The organism is Amycolatopsis sp. FDAARGOS 1241 (assembly GCF_016889705.1).
In the GTDB taxonomy this organism is placed as follows: Bacteria; Actinomycetota; Actinomycetes; order Mycobacteriales; family Pseudonocardiaceae; genus Amycolatopsis.
Genome location: NZ_CP069526.1, coordinates 5,853,139 through 5,874,993 on the forward strand (window position 1 = coordinate 5,853,139; position 21,855 = coordinate 5,874,993).

Below are 21,855 nucleotides of genomic sequence, written 5' to 3' on the forward strand. Positions count from 1 at the left end.
CTGTTGTGGTGCCGCGCACGTCACGCCGGGTCGGCGTCGCCTCCCGGCGGGCCCCAGGCCAGTGCGATGAGCAGCGTCGCCCGCGCGGCCGGGTCGTCGAGCACCGGCCCGAACAGCTCGTGCAGGCGGCCGAGGCGGTAGGACACGGTCTGCGGGTGGATGTGCAGGTCCTCGGCCACGGCCTTGCGGTCGCCGAGGTGCAGCAGCCACGACGTGAGAGTGGTCACGAGCCGTTCGCGTGACGACTCGTTCAGGTCGTCGAGTGGAGCGAGGCAGCGCCGGCGCAGCACGTCGAGCAACCGGTCGTCGCGGTGGACGATGATCGCGTCGAGGTGCTCGTCGGCGAAGACGGGGTCGTCGGACAGCAGGCGGTCGCGGCGCAGCCGGGCCGTCACCTCGGCGATCCGCAGGCTCGCGGGCAGCCGGTCGATCGGCACCGTCGCGCCGACCACCGCGCCACCGCCCCGCAGAGCGCGCGCGAGCCACGCGCGCCGGCCCGGTCCACCCGGGTCCGGCACGATCGTGACCAGCTGGCCGGGCCGGCGCAGCCGCAGGCAGGTGTCGTCCAGCCGGGCCACGAGCTCGCGGCCGAGCTCGTTCTCGTCCTCCACGAGCACGACCGCGGCCGTGCGCGGCAGGCGCCACTCCGCGCGCAGCGCCGCCGCCTGCACCGCCTGCACGTCGGCGCGGTCGGACAGCAGCAGCTCGGTCAGCTCGTCGCGCAGCCGCTCGCGCATGCGCACCGCGTCGGACTGCTCCTGCAGGTAGCCCTTGAGCGACGACTCCGACAGCTGGTCGACCAGCGCGAACACCGTGGTGGCCAGCGACGCGAACAGCTCGGCGGGCACGTCGAGGTCCAGCGCAGCTTCGGACACGTGCCGCCACGCGACGCGCGCGCCGACGCGGTAGGCCGACAGCAGGCTCGTCACGCGCCGCCCCTGCCGGAACTGCGTGCGCCCGATCTCCTCGAATACGACCTGCTCGACCCCGGAGCCGAGCTCGGGCAGGTCCTCGTCGGGCTCTTCGGCCAGGTTGATGAGCCGGCGCACGAACCCCGTGCTGGCCGTGACGATCTCCGCGAGTTCCTTCGTCAGGAACGCAGCGTAATCGGGGTGCTGCTCGACCAGCTGATCACGAACCTCGTTCAGGATGGCGGGCATCCGCCGAGTCACGACGGCCTCCAGCTCACCCAGCCGGGTCACTTGGTCTGATCCCATGTGTGCAGCTTGTCCTTCCGTAGCAGGTAGCAGGTCTACGGGGTCGGTCCGCTTTATCCTCACCCCACTTTGTCCGCTCGTGCCAAGTCGAAGCCAGCAAAATTCTTCTTCCGATTGCAGAAGCCGCCCATAAGTGCGAGTCAGACTGTGTTCGATGAGATCGACTTCACCTGGCGGTCACGCTGCGGACACGGACGGTCTGCGGGCGAAGCGACACGCGGAGAACTTCCCGGTCGCACTCAAAGTGCTGCCCGGACGACTCCGCTCGGACCTGGAAGCGGTTTACGCCGTCGCCCGCACCATCGACGATGTGGGCGACGAGGCCGACGGTGACCGCACCGCGCTGCTGACGGAGTTCGGCGGCGAGCTCTCGGCCGCGTTCGACGGCGCCGAGCCCGCCCACGCCGTGATCCGTGGCCTCGTCCCGGCGATACGCGCGGGTCGCGTGGAGTACGAACCGTTCCGCCGGCTGATCGAGGCGAACCTCCAGGACCAGCACGTGACGCGGTACGGGACCTACGACGACCTGCGGGCCTACTGCCGGCTGTCGGCCGACCCGGTGGGGCGGATCGTGCTGCGCCTGTTCGACGTCGCGGATCCCGAGGCCGAGGAGCTGTCGGACCGGGTGTGCACCGCGCTGCAGCTGCTCGAGCACTGGCAGGACGTCGGCGAGGACTACGAGAAGGGCCGGATCTACCTCCCGCAGGAGGACCTCGAGGCGTACGGCGTCACCGAGGACGAGCTGGGTGCGGCGCAGGCTTCGCGCCGGCTGAGAGAGCTGATGCGCTTCGAGATCGACCGCGCCGCCGCCCTCCTGGGCAGCGGCGCTGGTCTGGTCGGGCTCCTACGCGGCTGGGGACGGCTCGCGGTCAGCGGCTTCATCGCGGGCGGGCTGGCCACCGTCGACGCGTTGCGGGACACGAACGGCAACGTGCTGGCGACGTACGCCAAGCCGGGCAAGGCCGACGCGCTGGCGTGGCTGGTGTGGCTACAGGTGGGTGAGCCCAAGACGGGGAGGCGGTCGGATTGACGACGATCGAAGAGGCGTACGAGCACTGCGCCCAGGTCACCAAGGAGCAGGCGCGCAACTTCTACTACGGGATCCGGTTGCTGCCGCCCGACAAGCGCTCGGCGCTGTGCGCGGTGTACGCGCTGGCCCGCATCGTCGACGACATCGGTGACGGCGACCTCCCGGACGAGGCGAAGCTGCAGGGCCTGGCCGGAATCCGCAAATCGCTGGGTGACCTGTCCGCGAGCACGGACCCGGTCTACATCGCGGTCGCCGACGCCGCGCGTCGCTACCCGATCCCGCTCGGCGCGTTCGAGGAGCTGCTCGACGGCGTCGAGATGGACGTGACCGGCCGCGAGTACGGCACGTTCGAGGAACTCGTCGAGTACTGCCGGTGTGTCGCCGGGTCGGTCGGGCGGCTGTGCCTGGGGGTGTTCGGCAACAAACCGGAGCCGGAGGCGCCGACGTACGCCGATGAGCTCGGGATCGCGTTGCAGCAGACCAACATCCTGCGTGACATCCGCGAAGACCTGCTCAACGGGCGCGTGTACCTGCCCAAAGAGGAGCTGCAGAAGTTCGGCGTCCAGCTGCGGGTCGGCGACGACGGTCGCCTGGCCGACGACGAGGGCGGCCTGACCGCACTCATCCACGACAGCGCCGCGCGCGCCCGCGACTGGTACGCCCGCGGGCTCAGGCTCGTGCCTTCGCTCGACCGCCGCAGCGCCGCGTGCTGCACGGCGATGTCCGGCATCTACCGCTCCCTGCTCGACCGCATCGACGACGAGCCTTCGCAAGTCTTCGACCGCCGGCTTTCGCTGTCGGGCCGGGAAAAGGCGGTGGTGGCGGTCCGCGCGCTCACCGGGATCGGCCGATGACGGCCGACGTCGCGGTGGTCGGCGGCGGGCTCGCCGGCATCACCACCGCACTGCGCTGCGCCGACGCCGGGCGCGCGGTGACGCTGTTCGAAGCCCGGCCGCACCTGGGCGGGCTCACGCACTCGTTCACGCGCGGCGACCTGCACGTGGACAACGGCCAGCACGTGTTCCTGCGCTGCTGCACCGCCTACCGCGAGCTGCTGGAGCGCCTCGGCGTCGCCGACCGCGTGATGCTGCAGCCACGGCTGGAGATCCCGATCCGCACGCCGGGCGCGACCGAGCCGACGTGGCTGCGCCGCGGGGACCTGCCCGCGCCACTGCACCTGGCTGCTTCGCTGCTGCGCTACGACCCGCTGCGCCCGCTCGATCGCGCCCGCTTCGCGCTGGCCGCGATCGCCTTGCGCCGCGTGGATCCGGCCGACGACCGCACCGACCGCCAGTCGTTCGGCGAGTGGCTGCGCCGGCACGGGCAGAGCGCCGCGGCCATCGAAGCGCTGTGGGACCTGGTCGGGGTCGCGACGCTCAACGCGACCGCCGACGAGGCCTCGCTGTCGCTGGCGGCGACGGTGTTCCAGGAGGGCCTGCTCACCGACCCGACCGCGGCCGACATCGGCTGGTCGCTGGTGCCGTTGCGCGAACTGCACGGCGATGCCGCGCTCGACGCGCTCACCACGGCCGGCGCCGACGTGCGCACCGGCACGAAGGTGCGCTCGATCGAGCAGACCGGCAGCGGCTGGCGGGTGCGCACCGACGCCGGCGAGGCCGCCTTCGCCCAGGTCGTGCTCGCGGCACCGCCGCCCGTGACCGAGAAGCTCGCGCCGCCGGACGCGATCCCGTTGCCGCCCGGCTGGTCCGGCGGGCTCGGCAGCTCGCCGATCGTGAACGTCCACGTGGTGCTCGACCGGCACGTGCTGGACGAGCCCTTCGTGGCCGGGGTGCGCACGCCGGTGCAGTGGGTGTTCGACCGCACCGGCCAGTCGGGCCTGGCGTCGGGGCAGTACCTCGCGATGTCGCTGTCGGCCGCCGACGACCTGATCGACCTGCCGACGGCGCAGCTGCGCGAGCGGCTCCTGCCGGAGCTGACCGGGCTGCTGCCCGAAGCGCGCGGCGCCGAGGTGCTCGACTTCTTCGTGACCCGCGAGCGCCACGCGACGTTCCGGCCCGGCCCGGGCACGGCGTCGCTGCGCCCGCGCGCGGAGACGAACGCCCGCGGGCTCTACCTGGCCGGGGCGTGGACCGCCACCGGCTGGCCCGCGACGATGGAGGGCGCAGCCCGCAGCGGTGCGGCCGCGGCGACCGCCCTCCTCGAGAAGAACGTGCACGAGGAAAAGGAGGGAGTCGGAGCATGACCGCCACCATGCGACCCGCAGCCACCGCTGCCCCGGCGGTGCCGGAAGTACTCGGCCGCACCCGTGACGCCGTGCAGCCCGCGTTGCGCGCGGCCGTCGACCGGCTGGACGAGACCAGCCGCGCCATCAGCGCCTACCACCTCGGCTGGACCGACGCCGACGGCACGCCCGTGAGCGGCAGCAACGGCGGCAAGGCCGTGCGGTCCGCGCTCGCGGTGCTCTCGGCGCTCGCCGCCGGCGCACCCCAGCAGACCGGGGTGCCCGGAGCCGTCGCCGTGGAGCTGGTGCACAACTTCTCGCTCGTCCACGACGACCTCATGGACGGCGACACCGAACGGCGCCACCGCCCCACCGTGTGGGCGCTGTGGGGCGCGCCGAGCGCCATCCTGACCGGCGACGCGATGCTCGCGCTCGCGCAGGAAGTGGTGCTGGACAGCGGTTCTCCGCACGCGATCGCCGCGGGACGGCTGGTGTCGGAGACCACGCGCCGGCTCATCCACGGGCAGGTGCTCGACGTCCAGTTCGAACAGCGCGACGACGTGACACTGCCCGAGTGCGTGACCATGGCCGCCGGCAAGACCGGCGCGCTGTTGTCGGCGAGCTGCGCGATCGGCGCCGTGCTCGCCGGGGCGCCGGCCGAGGTCGTCGGCGCGCTCGCGGTGTTCGGCGAGGAGATCGGGCTCGCGTTCCAGCTCGTGGACGACGTCCTCGGCATCTGGGGCGACCCGGCGGTGACCGGTAAGCCGGTGTACTCCGACTTGCGGGCGCGCAAGAAGTCGCTGCCCGTCACCTACGCCACGACCCACGGCGGCGCCGCGGGCGACGAGCTCGCGAAGTGGCTCGCCGGCGGGGAAACCGGTGACGAAGCCGAGCTCGCGCGCGTCGCGGCGCTCGTGGAGTCGGCGGGCGGGCGCGAGTGGGCCACGGCCGAAGCGGCGCGCCGCGTCGAGACGGCCGAGCGCGCGGTCGCGGCGATCCCCGCCGGGCCGCGCGAAGAGCTCATCGGCATCGCCCGCTTCATCGTCCACCGGGAGGCGTGATGACCCGGACCGTCCCCGAACCGTCCACTTCGGACTCACCCCGCGAACCGGTCCGCGCGCGGACGCCGGAGGAGGCCCTGGCCGCCGGGATCGAGTTCCTGCGCGGCGAGCAGCACGCGGCCGGCTGGTGGAAGGGCGAGCTCGCCACCAACGTCACGATGGACGCCGAAGACCTGCTGCTGCGCCAGTTCCTCGGCATCCTCACCGAGCAGCAGAAGGAGGAGTCCGCGCGCTGGATCCGCTCGCAGCAGCGCGAAGACGGCACGTGGGCGAACTTCCCCGGCGGGCCCGCGGACCTGTCCACGACCGTGGAGGCGTGGGTGGCGCTGCGGCTGGCGGGCGACCCGGCCGACGCGCCGTGGCTCACCGCCGCCGCCGAGTGGATCCGCGCGAACGGCGGCCTCGAGGCCACCCGGGTGTTCACGCGGATCTGGCTCGCGATGTTCGGCCAGTGGTCGTGGGCCGATCTGCCGAACCTGCCGCCGGAACTGATCTTGCTGCCGTCGTGGTTCCCGCTCAACGTCTACGACTTCGCGTGCTGGGCGCGCCAGACGATCGTGCCGCTCACGATCGTCGGCACGGTGCGGCCGAAGCGGTCGCTGCCGTTCGACGTGAACGAACTGCGGATCGGCAAGCGCCCGAAGAAGTCGTCGGCGCCGTGGACGTGGGACGGGTTGTTCGAGAACCTCGACACCGCGCTGCACACGTACGCGAAGCTGCCGTTCAACCCGGTGCGCAAGGTCGCCCTGCGCCAGGCCGCCGAGTGGATCCTGGCCCGCCAGGAGGCCGACGGGTCGTGGGGCGGCATCCAGCCGCCGTGGGTGTATTCGATCCTCGCGCTGCACCTGCTCGGCTACCCGCTCGACCACCCGGCGCTCAAGGCCGGGCTCGAGGGCCTCGACGGGTTCACCATCCGCGAGGAGACCGAGCAGGGCTGGGTGCGCCGGCTCGAAGCGTGCCAGTCCCCCGTGTGGGACACCGCGCTCGCGATGACCGGGCTGCTCGACGCCGGCGTCTCCCCCGGCGACGAGATGCTCGTGCGCGCCACGGAGTGGTTGCTGGGCGAGGAGATCAGCGTGCCGGGCGATTGGACGGTGCGCCGCCCGTCGCTCGCGCCGGGCGGGTTCGCCTTCGAGTTCGCCAACGACGGTTACCCCGACACGGACGACACCGCCGAGGTCGTGCTGGCGCTGCGGCGCATGGGCCGCCCGGACCACCTGCGCATCCGCGGCGCGATCGACCGCAGCGTGAAGTGGCTCGAAGGCATGCAGTCGAGCGACGGCGGCTGGGGCGCGTTCGACGCGGACAACACCCAGGTGCTGGCCACGAAGCTGCCGTTCTGCGACTTCGGCGCCGTGATCGACCCGCCGTCGGCGGACGTCACCGCGCACGTGGTCGAGATGCTCGCGGCCGAGGGCAAAGCCGGCTCGCGCGAGTGCCGCCGGGGCGTGAAGTGGTTGCTGGACAACCAGGAGGCCGACGGTTCGTGGTTCGGCCGCTGGGGCGCGAACTACGTCTACGGCACCGGTGCGGTCGTACCGGCGCTCGTGGCCGCGGGCATCCCAGCGGGCGACGAGCGGATCCGGCGGGCCGTTAAGTGGCTGGCCGATCACCAGAACGCCGACGGCGGGTGGGGCGAGGATCTGCGCTCGTACGACGATCCGGTCAACTGGTCGGGCCGCGGCGAGTCGACGCCTTCGCAGACCGCCTGGGCGCTGCTCGCGCTGCTGGCCGCCGGCGAGCGGGATTCGGCCGTGGTGACGCGTGGTGTGGCGTGGCTGTGCGAGCGGCAGCGCGCTGACGGTGGCTGGGACGAGGACCAGCACACCGGAACGGGCTTCCCCGGCGACTTCTACCTGTCCTACCACCTCTACCGCGTGGTGTTCCCGCTGTCGGCGCTGGGCCGGTACGTGCGGAGCGGCGCGTGACCCCGGCCGTGCTGTGCGCGCCGCTGCGCCTCGAGCGGGCCGCCCTGCGCGCGGCCGGACGTGAGGTGCACACAGTGCGCACGGGCCTCGGCCCCCGGCGGGCCGCGGCGACGGCGGCGCGGCTGCCGGCCGGGCCCCGGATCGTGGCGGGCCTCGGCGGCGGGCTCGCGCCGCACGTGCGCCCGGGGGACCTGGTCGTGGCCGACGAGGTGCGCGGCCCCGGCGGGGTGGTCGAGGTGCCCTCGGCTCCCCTGCTGGCCGGGGCGTTGCGGCGGCTCGGGCTGACGGTCCACATCGGACCGGTGCTCGGCACCGACCACGTGGTGGGCGAACGGGAACGGGACTCACTGGCCGGCACCGGCGCGCTGGCGGTCGACATGGAGTCACACCGGCTGGCCGCCGCGGGTCAGCCGTTCGCCGTCGTCCGGTCCATCGTGGACACCGTCGGCGCGCCGCTGGCGCGGCCCGCCACGGTGGCCCACGGGCTGGCCGGGCTGCGCAGCCTGCGCGCGGCCGTGCCCGCGCTCACGGCGTGGGCGGCGGCGACCTCGCCGCGGCAGCTGCTGCTGGCGAGCCCCCGGTCGTTCTGCGCCGGTGTGGAGCGGGCCATCGACATCGTGGAGCGGGCGCTGGAGAAACACGGCGCCCCGGTGTACGTGCGGCGCCAGATCGTGCATAACACCCACGTGGTGCGGAAGCTGCAGGATCGCGGGGCCGTGTTCGTCGACGAGGTCGAGGAGGTCCCCGAAGGCGCGACGCTCGTGTTCGCCGCCCACGGCGTCACCCCGGCCGTGCGCCGAGACGCCGCCGACCGCGGCCTGGCGGTGATCGACGCGACGTGTCCCCTCGTGACCAAGGTGCACAACGAGGTCCGCCGCTACAGCAACCGCGGCGACACCGTGTTCCTCATCGGGCACGCCGAGCACGAGGAGGTCGAAGGGACCGTCGGGGAAGCCCCCGGCTCGGTCGTGGTCGTCGGCGACGTCACGGAAGCTCGCGCCGTGCCCGCACCGGCGACCGAAGGCGTGGCCTACACCATGCAGACCACGCTGGCGCTCGATGAGGCCGAGGAGATCGCGTCCGTGCTGCGGACGCGCTTCCCCGGGCTGTCGGCGCCCCGCAAGGACGACATCTGCTACGCCACCACCAACCGGCAGCGGGCGCTGCGGGCGATCGCGCGCGAGGTCGACCTCGTGCTGGTGGTGGGATCGGCGAACTCGTCCAACTCGCGCCGGCTCGTGGAGGTCGCCGAGCGCGAGGGAACCCCGGCTGTCCTGATCGACGGCAGTTCGGACATCGACCTGCGCCGCCTCGCGGGCGCGGGCCGGATCGGCCTCACCGCGGGCGCCTCGGCGCCGCCGCACCTCGTCGACGAGGTCGTGGCGTGCCTGGGCGGACTCGGGCCGGTCACCGTCGCCGAGAGCCGGCTGACGGAGGAAGAAGTCACTTTCACCCTACCTCGGGAGGTGCTCTGAGCCATGGCCATGCCGTTGCGACAGTCCGTGCGGCTGGGCAGCTATCTGATGAAACAGAAGCTGCTGCGCAAGGAAAAGTTCCCGCTGCTGGTGGAGCTGGAGCCGCTGTTCGCCTGCAACCTCAAGTGCTCCGGCTGCGGCAAGATCGAGCAGCCGCACACGCTGCTCAAGCAGCGGATGCCGGTCGAACAGGCCGTGGGTGCGATCGAGGAGAGCGGCGCGCCGATGGTGTCCATCGCCGGTGGTGAACCGCTGATGCACCCGAAGATCGACGAGATCGTGCGGCAGCTGCTCGATCGCCGCAAGATCGTGTTCCTGTGCACCAACGCCCTGCTGCTGCCCAAGCACATCCACAAGTTCAAGCCGCACCGCAACTTCGCGTGGATGGTGCACATCGACGGGCTCGAAGAGCGCCACGACGCGTCGGTGCGCAAGGAGGGCGGTTTCCAGGCCGCCGTCGACGCGATCAAGCTCGCGAAGGAAAAGGGCTTCCGGGTCATGACGAACACGACGTTCTTCACCGGGGACACCCCGCAGGACGTGATCGACGTGCTCGACTACCTCAACGACCTGGGCGTCGACAACATGCAGATCTCGCCCGGGTACGCCTACGAGAAGGCGCCGGACCAGGACCACTGGCTCGGCGTCCAGCAGACCCGCGAGCTCTTCACGAAGGCCTTCGGCGGCGGCAACCGCAAACGCTGGCGGCTCAACCACTCGCCCGTGTTCCTCGACTTCCTCGAGGGCAAGCGCGAGCTGGAGTGCACGCCGTGGGGCATCCCGTCGTACTCGCTGCTCGGGTGGCAGCGTCCCTGCTACCTGCTCGACGACGGCTACGCCAAGACCTACCAGGAACTCATCGACGAAACCGACTGGGACGCCTTCGGCCGCGGCAAGGACCCGCGCTGCGCCAACTGCATGGCCCACTGCGGCTACGAACCCACCGCGGTGATCGCCACGCTGGGCTCCCTGAAGGAATCGGTGCGGGCGGCAGTCGGGCACTGAGCGTTCGTGTTGCCGCGAAAAGCCGCGGGTCCGGTGACCCGCGGCTTTTCGTTGCCCGACCCGCCGATCACTCCAGCATCGCGGCCATGATCTGTTCCGGGGTCAACGGCAACGTCCGCACCCGTACCCCCAGCGCGTCGGCCACTGCGTTGGCGATCGCGGCGGCCGTGGGGCCCTGGGCGCATTCGCCGACGCCCAGGGGTGGGTTGCCGTTGCCCGGGAGGAGGTCGACGGTGACGGCGGGGACCTCGGAGAAGCGCAGGATGGGGTAGGTCTCCCAGGTGTCGCTGGTGACGGTGAAGCGGTCGAAGCGCACGCGTTCCTTGCAGGTCCAGCTGGTGGCCTGGATCGCGCCGCCCTCGAGCTGGTTTTCGGCGCCGTCCGGGTTGACGACGAGGCCGGCGTCCACGGCGACGACCAGGCGGCGCACGCGGACCTGCTCGACGGCCTCGACCTCGGCGACCACGGCGCAGTACGCGCCGGAGTTCTTGTAGCGGGCGTAGGCGACCCCGTGGCCGGCCGAGTCCGCCGGGGTCCACTGTGTCCAGTCCGCGCGACGGGCAGCCGCCGTCAGGACGGCGCGGGCCCGCGGGTCCGACAGGTGCGCGAGGCGATACTCGACGGGGTCGCGCCCGGCCGTGGTGGCCAGTTCGTCGAGGAAGGATTCGGCGGCGAAGACGTTGAGGAACCCGCCCAGCGAACGCATCGAGGACGTGCGCAGCGGTGGCGTGGTGAGCTGGTGGTTCACCACGCGGTAGGCCGGGAAATCGTAACCGGGCACGGCGTTGCGGCCCGCCGCGCCGCCGCGCTCCAGCGGCGGCTCGCCGGCCCCGCGGATCTCCTCGCCGCCCGCGCGGTGGCTCGCCGCGAGCAGGCCGACGGTGGTGGTCGCGCCGGGCCGGGCGACGTGGCCACTGCCCCAGATGTCGTGCTGCCACGAACGCACACCGCCGTCCGGGGCGACGTCTGCGGCGATCCGCACCACCGCACCCGGCCCGAGCGGCGCCCAGCCCAGCTCGTCGCGCCGCGACCACACCACCTGCACCGGCCGGCCCGGCGTGGCCAGCGCCAGCAGGGCCGCGTCCATCGCGACGTCGTCGGCGCCGTTGTGGCCGTAGCAGCCGGCGCCTTCGACGTGGCGCACCACGATGTCCGCCGGGGCGAGCGCCAGCGCCCGCGCCAGTTCGCGGCGCAGCACGTGCACGCCCTGGCTGTGCGACCACACGACCAGGCCGGCGTCGCTCGCGAGCGCGGTCGCGCTCGACGGGCCGATCGAGCCGTGCGCGAGGTAGGGCCGGTGGTAGGCCGCCACGACGGACCCCGCCACCGGCGAACCCCGCTCGGCGAGCACCGTCGTCTCGGCGGGCGCGGACGTGAGGAACGCGGGAAGGTCGTGCTCGTCGGGCAGGGTCGGCCGCTGGTCCCACTCCGTGGCGCGCTGCAGGACGTCCGCGGCCCGCAGCGCGACCTCCTCGCGTTCGGCGACCACGCCGAGGAAGTCCCCGTCCCGCACCACGGTGACCACGCCCGCCAGGGTCAGCGCTGGGCCGGTGTCGACCGACCGCAGCGTGGCGCCCCGCGAAGGCGGGCGCACGATCCGGCCGTAGACCAGGCCGTCGAGGGACAAGTCGTGCACGAACCGCGGCCGCCCGGCGAGCTTGTCCGGCAGGTCCACCCGCGCCACGCTGGTTCCGACCACCTGGTATGCCGATTCCGGTTTGGGGGTCACCGCGCCGGTGGCCGCGTGGTCGAGCAACGCGTCGTCGGCCAGCGCCCAGTAGCTCGTGGCGGTGCCGTCGGGCGCGGCGAACCGTCCGTCGTGGACGGTCACTTTCTCTTCCCCCACCCGGAGTTCCGCCGCGGCCGCGGTGAGGTAGCGAGCCCGGGCCTCGGCGCACACGATGCGCAGCGCCGCCCCGGAGTGCTGCACCGACAGGCTGCCCGCGGTGTATCCCTCGTCCGGGCTCACGTCGGTCGCCGCGGCGGTCATCCGCACGCGCGCCACGTCGACGTCGAGCTCCTCGGCGGCCACCTGGGCGAGCGCGGTCAGCACCCCTTGGCCCAGCTCCACCTTCCCGGACCGCACCTCGACCGTGCCATCGGTGCCGATCCGGAGCCAGTCGCCGAGCCGTGGGTTGGCCGCGAGCGAGGGCGGCAGTCCGACCGTGGTCACCGCGCGCCCTCCCGGATCTCCGCGGCGGCCGCGAGCACCGCGCGGACCACGCGGTTGTGCGCGCCGCACCGGCACAGGTTCCCGTCGAGCGCGGCGCGGACCTCGGCGTCGGACGGATCGGGGTTCCCGGCGAGCAGCGCGGCCGCCGCGACGACCACGCCGGACGTGCAATAGCCGCACTGCGCGGCCTGTCCGGCCACGATCGCGCGCGCCAGCGGGTGCGAGTCACCGAGTCCTTCGACAGTGGTGACCTCCTTGCCCTCGACCGACCACACCGGGGTGTCGCACGAGTTGACCGGCCGCCCGTCGACGAGCACGGAGCACGCGCCGCACAGCCCCAGGCCGCAGCCGAACCGCGTGCCCTTGAGGCCCAGGTGGTTGCGCAGCACGTAGAGCAGCGCGGTGTCGTCTTCCGTCCGGACCTGCCGCGGCCGGCCGTTCACCGTGAGGGTGCGGCCCGCGGGAACGTCGTCCTCCGCCATGCCTCCAGCGTGCCCGCCCCGGGCCGGACGGGAAACCCCGCGTCGCTCATTCTCCGCCGAAGGTGAAGAGGATCTTCCCGCTGCGGCCGGGTTCGAGGGAGTGGGCGAAGGCCTTTTCGTAGTCGGCCAGGGCGTAGGTGGCTTCGACCGGCGCGGTGAGCGTGCCCTCGGCGACGAGGCCGGCGAGTTCGCCGTACAAGGCCGCCACTTCGCCGGCCGAGGCGCGCCGGAACCAGTTCACCAGCCGGCGCGGGCGAGTTCCTTGACGACCGGGCCGCCGGTGGCGTCCAGGACGAGGGAGAGCCGCTCGCCGGCCAGGGCCTTCTTCACCGACGCCCGCAGGGTGTCGTCGGAAACCACGAGCTGGTCACCGCCCGCGGCGAGGACCAGGTCGACGGCCGAGGCGCGGCGCACGACGTTCAGGGTGCGCAGGCCTTGCCGGTGGGCGAACGCGTTGAGGTAGCGGCCCATCGCGGAGTTCGCCGCGGTCTGGGCGAGCCACGACCCCGGCGCCAGGGAAGCCGCGTACTGGCTCAGCAGCAGCTGGGCCGTGGCGGGGTTGAGGGCGAGCATCGACAGCTGGTGCAGGTCGACGTCGTCACCGACGGGCAGGACGCGGTGGCGCGGCAGCACGACGCGGTCGGCCCACAGGCCCTGCTCCAGGCCGGGCATGATCAGCACCCGGCGGCCGGCCAGCGCGGGAGCACCGTCGACGACGCGGCCCACGCCCTCCGCGCCCAGCGGCGCCGGCAGCTCCGGACGGACGCCGTAGAGCCCGCGCATCAGCAGGAAGTCCGCCGGGTTCAGGGGAGTGGCGAGCATCTCCACGGCAACCTCGTCCGGGCCGGGCGCGGGCGGCGGAGTGTCGTCGAGGCGGACGGAGGAGATCGGGTCACCGAAGTCGGTCAGCTGGAGGCGGGCCATCGCGGAAGTCCTCTCTCGGATTGGACGAAGGTTCAGGCAGGCGGGAAAGGGCCCGGCCGGGCGCCGCTTCACCGCCGACCAGACCGGCCGGCGTCAGGGCAGAGGTCAACGGCCGGTGGTTTACCCCAAGCTCGTCGGTCTCCCCACTGTCGTCGTGGTGGGACGTCGCGGTCCCGAACATCCGGCGCCCGCGCACCAGCGTGGTGTACTCCTCGACGTACCGGTCGCCGAACTCGTCCCGCCGGCGGAATGTCCTGTCCTCGTAGCAGCCGGCCACGGCGAGGACCTGCGCATTCACGGCTTCCGGCCCGTGGAGGACGTCGTCGAGGGTCGTGCCCGCGAGGCGCACACCGTGTGCGATCCGGTCGAAGAGCCAGGGTCCGCCGGGCACGGGCAGCTCCTCGGTCGGATACGTCGACCATCCGAGAATTATGACAGTTGTCATAATTGGCAAGCGCACGGTGACACAATCGACAAGCCGACGGCTCTATCGAGTGAGGAGGTCCCGCACGGCGACGCCGACGACGGCCGCGCCGGAGTGCGTCATGATCGTCGCCGCGTGGTCGGCGCCCGACACGCGGCGCGGGCGGCGCAGCGTGGGCAGGTCGGCGCGGAAGGACTCCAGCGCTTCGTCGCTGTAGGCAGGCGGCGCGCCCTCCCCCGCGCTCCACTGCGCGCACACCAGTTCCGTCGGCACCCCGATGTCGCGCCAGTGCGTCTCGCCGAAGAACACGTCGGTGGCGTCGGCGATCACGGCGGTCCGGCTCAGCATCACGCGGCCGTCGATCAGGTCGTGCTCCAGGCAGTCGCGCAGCAACGGGTCACGCGCGTCGAGCAGCGGGTTGATGTGTGTGAAGTAGGCGAGGTACTCGTCGACGCCGGTCCAGCGGCGGGAGACGCGCGCGAGCTGCCGGGCGAACGCCTTCGGCACCCCCGCCGGCGTGAGCCGGGGCGGCATGATCATCGGGAGCCCGCCGTCGACCAGCACGAGCCCGCGCACCCGGTCCGGTCGCCGCGTCGCAAGTTCCACCGCGACGAACGCGCCCATCGACATCCCGCACACGTCGACGACGTCGTGCCCCAGCGCGTCGAGCACGCGGATCAGGTCCTCGCCGTGCTGGCGCAGCGACGAGGTGCCCGCGACGCCGAAGCTGCCCGCACGCCCGCGCAGGTCCGGCATCACCAGCGACAGGTCGGGCGCCCCGGCCCGTAGCCAGTTCCACAACTTGCGGTTGCTCGTGATGCCGTGCACGGCGAGCACTGGCGGCGAGGCCGCCCGCACGACCTCCACCTCCAGCTCGCCGCCGTCGACGGGCACCGACAGCGTCCGCACGTCGCCCACCACCACTCCACGGTAGCGCGGCCGGGTGCTCCCAGGACCACTGTGGACGGTCAGGGGCCGATCGGCGCCCACTCCTCGTGGTGGTCGAGCCACCACTGCGCGATGTCGAGCCGCCGCACGAACCGCACACCGGGCTTTTTCGCGGCGTACCGGACGAAATCCCGCACGGCCGACGCCCGGTTCGCCTGACCGCTCCACCGGGGGTGCAGGCCGACGGTCATCATCCGCGCGCCGAACCCGTCGTCGGCTTCCTCGCAGAGGTAGTCGAGGCCGAGGCGCAGGCTGTCGAAGAACTGCGCCGGCGACCCGTAGGTGGGGCTCAGCAGGTAGCGGGTGTCGTTGTACACCTTGGAATACGGCACGATCAGCAGTCCCGACGGCGAGAAATACGGCAGTTCGTCGTTGCAGGGATCGGAATCGTAGAGGAACCCCCCGGCTTCGACGAGCAGGTCGAGCGTGTGCTCGCTGGCGAACGACCGCACGTACCAGCCGCGCGGGCGCTGCCCGGTCGTGCGCTCCAGCGACTCGATCGCGCGGTGCAGGTCGTCGCGTTCCTCGTCGACCGGCATCCGCGCGTAATCGAGCCAGCGGTAGCCGTGGCCGATCACGTCGTGGCCGCGTTCCCGGATCCACCCGGCCACGGCGGGGTTGCGCTCGAGCGCGACCGCGCACGCGCCGACGCTGACCGGCACCGAGTAGCGGTCGAAGATCCGCGCGAGGCGCCAGATCCCGACGCGGCTGCCGAACTCGTAGTGCGTTTCGGTGCCGAGGTCGCGGACCTCGGGGCCGACCTCGTAGGCGTACTCACCCCAGCCGTCGTTGCGGCCGTCACCGTCGGGGATCGAGTACTCGGCCCCCTCTTCGTAGTTCACGACGACGTTGACCACGACCTTCGCGTCGCCGGGCCAGCGCACGCGCGGCGGGTACCGGCCGTAGCCGACGAAGTCTCGCGGGGACGTGGCAGCCGGGTCACGGGGTTCGGGCACGCACCCCAGGGTGGCACGGCCGTCGCGTCCCGGCAGCCCGGGCACCGGCTCAGTGCGGCGGCAGTCCCCCGGGCCCCCGGCCGGCGTGCTCTTCGGCGGAACGGCGAGCAACTCGTCGCCGCGCAGCTCGATCTGCCCGCGCACCCCGCCCGCAGATGGGCTTCGCGGTCCTCGGCGCCGCGCGCCGGGCCCAGCTCGTGGCAGGCGACGTGAAGCAGGCCGGTGCGCGCCGTGCTCAGGCCCGGTGCCGCACCGGTTCCCCTCGCTGGGGATGCCGGCGCGGCGGCCACGGCCGGGCCACCGAGGGCCGGGCGTCAGGCGGCGATGGCCCCCGCGCCCACGGCCCTCCCGAATGCCCGCCGGGAGCTCATGGTGTCCGTCCCCGTCGTCCGGAGGCGTCGTCGGGCGACGGTCGCGTCGATGGTGACCTCGACGTTGCCGCGGGTCGCCTTCGAGTAGGGGCAGATCCGGTGCGCGGCGGCGCCGAGCTCTTCGGTGGTCTTCTGGTCCACGCCGGACACCTCCAGGTGCAGGGCCGCGCTGAGCCAGAAGTCGGCGGAAGCGTTGTGGAGCGTGATGTCGGCGACGACGGCGAGGTCCTCGATCTTCACCTTCCGTTGCGCCGCAACGATCTTCACCGCCCCGAGGAAGCACGAGGCCCAGCCGGCGCCGAGCAGCTGCGCGGGGTTGGTCGCGCCGCCGTTGCCACCGAGCTCCTTGGGGACGGCGAGGGTGACGTCCAGTGAACCGTCTTCGGCGACCGCGCGCCCGCCGTTGCGGCCTTCGCCGGTGGCGGTGACGACTGCGGTGTAGGTGGTTTCAGTCATGACAGTGTCCTTTCTCAACGGAACTCCGGGGTTTCTCAGGCGACGGTGCGGGCTTGCGCCGGCAGGACGTCGCGCAGGATTTCGAGCTGGCCGTGGTGCTGGACGAGGGCGGCGCACAGGTGCCGCAGCGCGCCGCCGGCGTCGAGCGGGTCGCCGAGGTCCTCGAGCGCGGCCGGGACCGGCGTCTTCGGATCGGCGCGGGCGACGTCCTTCTTCAGCTGGTCCGCGATCTTGCGCGTGCGAGCCAGCAGCGCGGCGACCGGGCCGGACGCGGCGAATTCGGCGTCGCGGTCGCGGTGGGCCGGGCGGCCGGCGACGATTTCGCCGGCCCAGTAGGCAGTGGCGCCGAGGCAGTGGTTGAGCACGGCGTACGCGCTGTTGGCGCCGGGCACGTCGAGGCCGACGCCGGCCAGGTCGTCGCCGAGGTGCTCGACGATGGCCGCCATGCCGGCGAGGGCGCGGGTGGCGACGTGCAGGTACTGGCCGGGGGTGATCACCGGTGCTCCCCCGCCGCCAGGCCCGGGAGCACGGCCGTGGTGCCGGCGAGGGCACCCATCGTGGCAAGCAGGTTCCGCAGGACGAGCAACAGCGTGATGGTCGGATCCATGAGAGTGCGGCCTTTCGCAACTTGCGGGGCCGCCGTTTCCCGGGGCCTGCCGTATCGATGCCGAAACTCTCGCACGCCTATTCATCACCAGTCAAGACGGTGACGAATCCTACCGACAAAAGTTTATGACGGCGTTGCACGTCGATTCGTCACCTGTCAGACTGGTGCCCATGGAACACGCCTTCCCCTGCGGAAACCCGGCGCTCGACTTCGTCGGGACCCTGCGCGCCCGCCGCAACGCCGAACCCCTGGAGAAGCTGGGCTCACCCCGCAGCCTCGACGCGTGGTTCCGCGAGTCCGGCGTCACCGACACCGACCCGGGCAGCCGGCTGCCTGACCTCGCCGCCGCCCTCGAGCTGCGTGAAGCGATCTACGCGCTGGTCGCGGCCCGGCTCACCCACCACGACGCCGACGTCGGCGCGCTGACCGTGGTCAACGAGTTCGCCGCGCGGCCACCGGTCGTCACCCAACTGTCGGCCGATGGGCGTCACCTGGAAGCCACGCCGGCGCAAGCGCTGTCGTCCGTGGCCCGCGCCGCCGTCGAGATCCTCGGCGGCCCCGACGCGGACCTGCTCAAGGAGTGCGGCCGCCCCGAGTGCACCCAGGTCTACCTCGACCACTCCCGCGGCTCCCGCCGCGAGTGGTGCGCCATGGCGACCTGCGGCAACAAGATGAAGGCCGCCGCCTACCGCGCCCGCCGACGTGGCAACCCGCCCCTGGCCCCCGCGCGGCAAGCCTGACGGCTCCCCGTCCCCCGGCACCGGCCGGCGAAGGTTCGCCTTAGCCGGCCGTTTCCGTGGCGCCTACCGCAAGAAATTAGTAACCACTCTGACAGGTTACGATCAGGCTCGAAGGTGCGCTAATCTCCCCGCAGGATTGCGCGGGGAGAATTCCAGGCTCACGCTGGTACTGTCCGGCCTGCTCGCGGGCGTGGTCACGAGCATTTCGCCGTGCGTGCTGCCGGTCGTGCTGACGGCCGGGACGCGACGGCCGGCGCGGATGGTGGCGGGGCTCGTGCTGAGCTTCAGCGGTGCGATGCTGTTCGGCTCGCTGCTGCTGAGCGCATTCGGCTTGCAGCAGGACCTGGTGCGCAACGCCGGCATTGCCGCGCTGGCCCTACTCGGCCTCGGCTTGCTCGTGCCACGGTTCGGTGAGCCGCTGGAGCGGCCGTTCACGCGGCTGCGCGGGCGCGCGACGGACCCGGACCGCAGCGGGTTCGTCGTGGGACCTCGCGCTCGCTCTAGTCCACGTGCCGTGCGCGGGACCTGTGCTGGCGACGATCGCCGTGCTCGGTGCGACGCACCGGATCGGGTTCGGCGCACTGGTCCCCACGGCGGCGTTCGGCGCCGGGATCCCGCTGCTCGTGATCGCCGTGGCGGGCGACCAGGTGACGCGCCGGGGGCGGTAGCTGCGCGCCCGGGCCCGCGCGATCCGCGTGACCACCGGCGTCGCGCTGCTCGCGCCGGCGGCCGCGACGACGTTCGACCTCACAGCCGGGCTGCAGCGCCGGACTACGCCGCCGCGCTGAGGCAGAAGTTCGAAAGCGGCGCGTCGGCGGCAGCTCACCGGCGCACCCGAGCCGACTGGCATCGTGGCGTGGCTCAACACCCCCGGCGGCCGGCCGCTGACGATCGCGAGCCTGTGCGGAAAGGTCGTGCTGGTCACGTTCTGGACCTACAGCTGCCTGAGCTGCCGCCGCGCCCTGCCCCACTACGAGAGCTGGTACCACGCCTACCCCGACTCCGGTCTCGTCGTGCTCGGCGTGCACAATCCGGAATTCGCGTTCGAGCACGAGGCCGCGAACGTGGCCGACCAGACCAAGGGCCTGGGCGTCGACTACCCCGTGGCCATCGACAACGACTACGCCACCTGGCAGGCCTACGGCAACCAGTACTGGCCCGCCTCCTCTGTCGTCGACGCGTCGGGGCAGGTCCGCGGCTCCCACTTCGGCGAAGGCTCCTCCGCGAACACCGAGCAGCAGCTGCGGCAGCTGCTCACCGACGCCGGCTCCGGCCCGCAGCCCGCGCCCACCGACGTCCCCGACACGACCCCGGCGGAGCCCACGAGCCCCGAGACCGATCTCGGACCGAAGAACGCCCCCTCTCTTCGCCCTCGACGGCACGTGGACGGCGGCACCCGAGTACCTCACCGCCGGCCGGGGCGCGGCTGCGCCCGGACTTCCACGGCCCGCACCGTGCACCTCGTCCTGGCCGGCACCGGCACGACCCTCCCGGCCTCCAGGCGTACGACTCCACCTTCGACTGGCCACAGTGGACGAGCCAATCCGCGATACGTTCGGCCCCTCAGCCGAAGACGAGGCGCTTTCTCGGCTTGCCGGGCTCGAGCAGTTCGAACTTCAGCTTCAGGTCGGTGCGGTTCAGCAGATCCACTTGCTGTGCGAACGGCTCACTCGTGACGTAGACGGTCCTGTCGAGCTTCCATTCATCCTTGAACCACCCACGGAGCGCCGCAAGAAGACGCTCGTCCATACCGCTCACCATCCGGGAAAGACGAGCCCAGAAGAAGACGACGGCGTCGACGTCCGCCCACTCGTCGTCGCCGACTGGCGTCACCGTGGATTTCGCGAGGAACGTGGCGTTCGTGGGGAAGACGTAGACGCAGCCCAAGCAAGTGGTGCCGGCGGGGTCGAGCACCGTGTACGTGTACGCACGCTGCGCAGCGTGACGTTGTTCGAGGTCGATGAGGTCTTTCCGGTTCGCCTCCACCGTGAAGTCGTCCTCGGGCCACGTCGACTGCCGCCACAACCGCAGGTGTTCACGCGTTTCCATCACGGCCGCATAGTCCATCTCCGTGTCGCCGACCACGATCGGACGCAAGGCGAACTCCTCAGTCCTCAGCTCCGCGGGCACGGGTTTGCTCGAATCGGTGAATGGCACGGGCGGCTCCTTCGACCAGTAGCCCTGGACTCTGTTCATGCTATGGCCGCGCTCAAGTGGTTTTGGCGGCCGGCGGTTGCCAGGCCACAGTGGACGCTCACTGCCCCCGCAACGGCAGCTTCGTGATCTTCCCGGTCGGCCCCTTCGGCAGCTCCGGCACGATCCGCACCCGCCGCGGGTACTTGTACGCGGCGATCCGCTCCTTGGCCCACGCGACGATTTCCTCGGGCTCGGCCGCGGCACCCGGTTTCAGCGAGACCACCGCGACGATCTCCTCGCCCAGGCGGTCGTCCGGCTCACCGATCACGGCCGCCTCGGCGATCGCGGGGTGGCGGTAGAGAAGTTCCTCGACCTCACGAGGGTAGACGTTGTACCCGCCGCGGATCACCAGGTCCTTCTTGCGGTCGACGACGAACACGAACCCGTCGTCGTCGACGTAGCCGAGGTCGCCGGTGTGGAACCAGCCGCCGCGGAAGGCTTCGGCCGTTTCGGCGGGGCGCTTGTAGTAGCCCTTGGTGATGTTGTGCCCGCGCAGCACGATCTCGCCGACGTGGTCCGGACCGGGCGGCAGCGGCCGGTCGGCGCCGTCGACGATCCGCAGCTGCACCCCCCAGATAGGCTTGCCGATGGAGAGCACCTTCCGGTTGGCGGCGCCCGGGTTCACGGTGGTCGTCGACGCCGACTCCGAGAGGCCGTAGCCTTCCAGGACCGGGATGCCGTACTTCTCCTCGAACGTCCCCAGCACCTGCTCCGGGATCGCGGCACCGCCCGAGCTGCCGATGCGCAGGCTGCTCGTGTCGTAGCCGGAACTGTCCGCGACCGCGAGCGCGTGGTACATCGTGGGCACGCCGGCCATGATCGTCACGCGGTCGCGCTCGATCGCCGCCAGCACGGCCTGTGGTTCGAACCGCGGGACGACCGACACCGTGCGGCTGTGGCGGGCGGCGGAGTTGAGGATGCTGGAGAGGCCGTAAACGTGGAAGAACGGCAGCACGGCGAGCACCACGTCGTCGGGTTCGGCGCCGAAGGTCTGGCCGCCGATCGTGCACGTCATGTACAGCGAGAAATGGGACAGCTCAGCGCCTTTAGGACGGCCGGTGGTCCCGCTCGTGTAGAGCAGCACTCCGGTGTCGTCGGCCGCACCCGGGTACAGGTCGCCGTCGTCGGGCGCGTCGAGCAGCCGCGCGAACGGCACCGTACCGGCGGGCCAGCCGTCGAGGTCACCGGCCACGACCGCGGACACCGCGGGAACCTCCGTGAGCGCTTTCGCCGCTTCGTCGACCACGGCGGCGCCGGCGATCAGCAGGCGCGCGTCGGAATCGGCGAGGTGGTAGGCGATCTCGCCGGCCTTGAGCAGGGGGTTCAGCGGCACCATCACGAGCCCGGCCTTGAGGATCCCGAAGTACGCGAACACGAACTCGGGCACGTTCGGCAGCTGCACCGCGACCTTGTCGCCCGGGGCCAGCCCGCGCTGCCGCAACGCGGTCGCGACCCGGCCGGACAGCTCGTCGACCTCGGCGTAGGAGTGGATTCCGCCCGGAAAACGGAGAAAGTCCTTTTCCGGCTGAGCGAGAGCGGACTCCCGCAGGATCGTGGCCAGGTTGAAGCTCACGCTACCTCCGAACCTCGTTCTGCTCGCGACCTGCGCGAACGGTGCACTTCGTTGTCGACCCCAGTCCGGTCGACGCCAGATTACCGAATCATGTTCGGTTCACTGAC

The 21,855-nt window shown here is 72.1% G+C and carries 22 protein-coding genes; 10 read left to right on the forward strand and 12 right to left on the reverse strand.

The genetic code is table 11. The features are described from left to right. Nucleotides 1-20: 20 nt before the first annotated feature. Nucleotides 21-1,217, reverse strand: coding sequence for a CdaR family transcriptional regulator (locus tag I6J71_RS28765; protein WP_204089728.1), 1,197 nt, complete (start codon nt 1,215-1,217; stop codon nt 21-23). A gap of 154 nt (nt 1,218-1,371) precedes the next feature. On the opposite strand from I6J71_RS28765, the gene hpnC reads away from it, so the two are divergent. Genes hpnC through hpnH form a run of 7 tightly spaced genes read left to right on the forward strand, consistent with a single transcriptional unit; the run spans nt 1,372 to nt 9,898 of the window. After that, complete coding sequence (hpnC, locus tag I6J71_RS28770; RefSeq protein ID WP_204089729.1) at nt 1,372-2,247, forward strand: squalene synthase HpnC; 876 nt, start codon at nt 1,372-1,374, stop codon at nt 2,245-2,247. Continuing rightward, nucleotides 2,244-3,101, forward strand: coding sequence for a presqualene diphosphate synthase HpnD (hpnD, locus tag I6J71_RS28775; protein WP_204089730.1), 858 nt, complete (start codon nt 2,244-2,246; stop codon nt 3,099-3,101). Before hpnC ends, hpnD begins: the two co-directional genes overlap by 4 nt. Then, a complete protein-coding gene (gene hpnE, locus I6J71_RS28780; protein WP_204089731.1) occupies nt 3,098-4,450 on the forward strand; it encodes a hydroxysqualene dehydroxylase HpnE in 1,353 nt (450 codons plus the stop codon). Before hpnD ends, hpnE begins: the two co-directional genes overlap by 4 nt. Continuing rightward, nucleotides 4,447-5,490, forward strand: coding sequence for a polyprenyl synthetase family protein (locus I6J71_RS28785; protein WP_204089732.1), 1,044 nt, complete (start codon nt 4,447-4,449; stop codon nt 5,488-5,490). The genes hpnE and I6J71_RS28785 overlap by 4 nt, the downstream gene beginning before the upstream one ends. After that, nucleotides 5,490-7,418 carry a squalene--hopene cyclase gene (shc, locus tag I6J71_RS28790; protein WP_204089733.1) on the forward strand — a complete coding sequence of 643 codons (1,929 nt, stop codon included), beginning with the start codon at nt 5,490-5,492 and terminating at the stop codon, nt 7,416-7,418. Before I6J71_RS28785 ends, shc begins: the two co-directional genes overlap by 1 nt. Further along, nucleotides 7,415-8,893, forward strand: coding sequence for a 4-hydroxy-3-methylbut-2-enyl diphosphate reductase (ispH, locus tag I6J71_RS28795; RefSeq protein ID WP_204089734.1), 1,479 nt, complete (start codon nt 7,415-7,417; stop codon nt 8,891-8,893). Before shc ends, ispH begins: the two co-directional genes overlap by 4 nt. A 3-nt stretch (nt 8,894-8,896) precedes the next feature. After that, nucleotides 8,897-9,898, forward strand: coding sequence for an adenosyl-hopene transferase HpnH (hpnH, locus tag I6J71_RS28800; RefSeq protein WP_204089735.1), 1,002 nt, complete (start codon nt 8,897-8,899; stop codon nt 9,896-9,898). Nucleotides 9,899-9,965: 67 nt separating this feature from the next. On the opposite strand, the gene I6J71_RS28805 is transcribed toward hpnH, so the two are convergent. The 9 genes from I6J71_RS28805 to I6J71_RS28845 form a co-directional block, all read right to left on the reverse strand. Next, nucleotides 9,966-12,071 carry a molybdopterin cofactor-binding domain-containing protein gene (locus I6J71_RS28805; RefSeq protein ID WP_204089736.1) on the reverse strand — a complete coding sequence of 702 codons (2,106 nt, stop codon included), beginning with the start codon at nt 12,069-12,071 and terminating at the stop codon, nt 9,966-9,968. After that, nucleotides 12,068-12,553 carry a (2Fe-2S)-binding protein gene (locus I6J71_RS28810; protein WP_204089737.1) on the reverse strand — a complete coding sequence of 162 codons (486 nt, stop codon included), beginning with the start codon at nt 12,551-12,553 and terminating at the stop codon, nt 12,068-12,070. Before I6J71_RS28810 ends, I6J71_RS28805 begins: the two co-directional genes overlap by 4 nt. Before the next feature lie 46 nt (nt 12,554-12,599). Next, nucleotides 12,600-12,794, reverse strand: a complete 195-nt coding sequence (locus I6J71_RS28815) for a hypothetical protein (RefSeq protein WP_204089738.1) — start codon at nt 12,792-12,794, stop codon at nt 12,600-12,602. Then, nucleotides 12,791-13,477, reverse strand: a complete 687-nt coding sequence (locus I6J71_RS28820) for a hypothetical protein (protein WP_204089739.1) — start codon at nt 13,475-13,477, stop codon at nt 12,791-12,793. Before I6J71_RS28820 ends, I6J71_RS28815 begins: the two co-directional genes overlap by 4 nt. After that, a complete protein-coding gene (locus tag I6J71_RS28825) occupies nt 13,446-13,868 on the reverse strand; it encodes a hypothetical protein (protein ID WP_204089740.1) in 423 nt (140 codons plus the stop codon). Before I6J71_RS28825 ends, I6J71_RS28820 begins: the two co-directional genes overlap by 32 nt. A gap of 96 nt (nt 13,869-13,964) precedes the next feature. Next, on the reverse strand, nt 13,965-14,819 hold the full coding sequence (locus tag I6J71_RS28830; protein ID WP_204089741.1) for an alpha/beta fold hydrolase: 855 nt from the start codon (nt 14,817-14,819) through the stop codon (nt 13,965-13,967). Between the two features lie 50 nt (nt 14,820-14,869). Beyond that, the gene (locus tag I6J71_RS28835; protein ID WP_204089742.1) at nt 14,870-15,805 is read right to left on the reverse strand and encodes a polysaccharide deacetylase family protein; all 936 of its coding nucleotides are present in this window, start codon (nt 15,803-15,805) and stop codon (nt 14,870-14,872) included. Between the two features lie 314 nt (nt 15,806-16,119). Then, nucleotides 16,120-16,632 (reverse strand): Ohr family peroxiredoxin, encoded by a 513-nt coding sequence (locus I6J71_RS28840; RefSeq protein ID WP_204089743.1) that lies wholly within the window; start codon nt 16,630-16,632, stop codon nt 16,120-16,122. 35 nt (nt 16,633-16,667) lie between these two features. Next, on the reverse strand, nt 16,668-17,129 hold the full coding sequence (locus tag I6J71_RS28845) for a DUF664 domain-containing protein (RefSeq protein ID WP_204089744.1): 462 nt from the start codon (nt 17,127-17,129) through the stop codon (nt 16,668-16,670). Nucleotides 17,130-17,409: 280 nt separating this feature from the next. On the opposite strand from I6J71_RS28845, the gene I6J71_RS28850 reads away from it, so the two are divergent. The 3 genes from I6J71_RS28850 to I6J71_RS51170 all read left to right on the forward strand — a co-directional run bounded on the left by I6J71_RS28850 (nt 17,410) and on the right by I6J71_RS51170 (nt 19,655). Beyond that, on the forward strand, nt 17,410-17,979 hold the full coding sequence (locus I6J71_RS28850) for an ABATE domain-containing protein (RefSeq protein WP_204089745.1): 570 nt from the start codon (nt 17,410-17,412) through the stop codon (nt 17,977-17,979). A 410-nt stretch (nt 17,980-18,389) separates the two neighbouring features. Next, nucleotides 18,390-18,647 carry a hypothetical protein gene (locus I6J71_RS28855; RefSeq protein WP_204089746.1) on the forward strand — a complete coding sequence of 86 codons (258 nt, stop codon included), beginning with the start codon at nt 18,390-18,392 and terminating at the stop codon, nt 18,645-18,647. A 246-nt stretch (nt 18,648-18,893) separates the two neighbouring features. Next, a complete protein-coding gene (locus I6J71_RS51170) occupies nt 18,894-19,655 on the forward strand; it encodes a redoxin domain-containing protein (RefSeq protein ID WP_370542232.1) in 762 nt (253 codons plus the stop codon). On the opposite strand, the gene I6J71_RS28865 is transcribed toward I6J71_RS51170, so the two are convergent. Both I6J71_RS28865 and I6J71_RS28870 read right to left on the reverse strand, forming a co-directional pair. Continuing rightward, on the reverse strand, nt 19,543-20,109 hold the full coding sequence (locus I6J71_RS28865; RefSeq protein WP_204089748.1) for a hypothetical protein: 567 nt from the start codon (nt 20,107-20,109) through the stop codon (nt 19,543-19,545). The two genes, I6J71_RS51170 and I6J71_RS28865, sit on opposite strands and share 113 nt — an antisense overlap. 124 nt (nt 20,110-20,233) lie before the next feature. Further along, the gene (locus I6J71_RS28870; protein ID WP_204089749.1) at nt 20,234-21,748 is read right to left on the reverse strand and encodes a long-chain fatty acid--CoA ligase; all 1,515 of its coding nucleotides are present in this window, start codon (nt 21,746-21,748) and stop codon (nt 20,234-20,236) included. Nucleotides 21,749-21,855 lie beyond the last annotated feature (107 nt).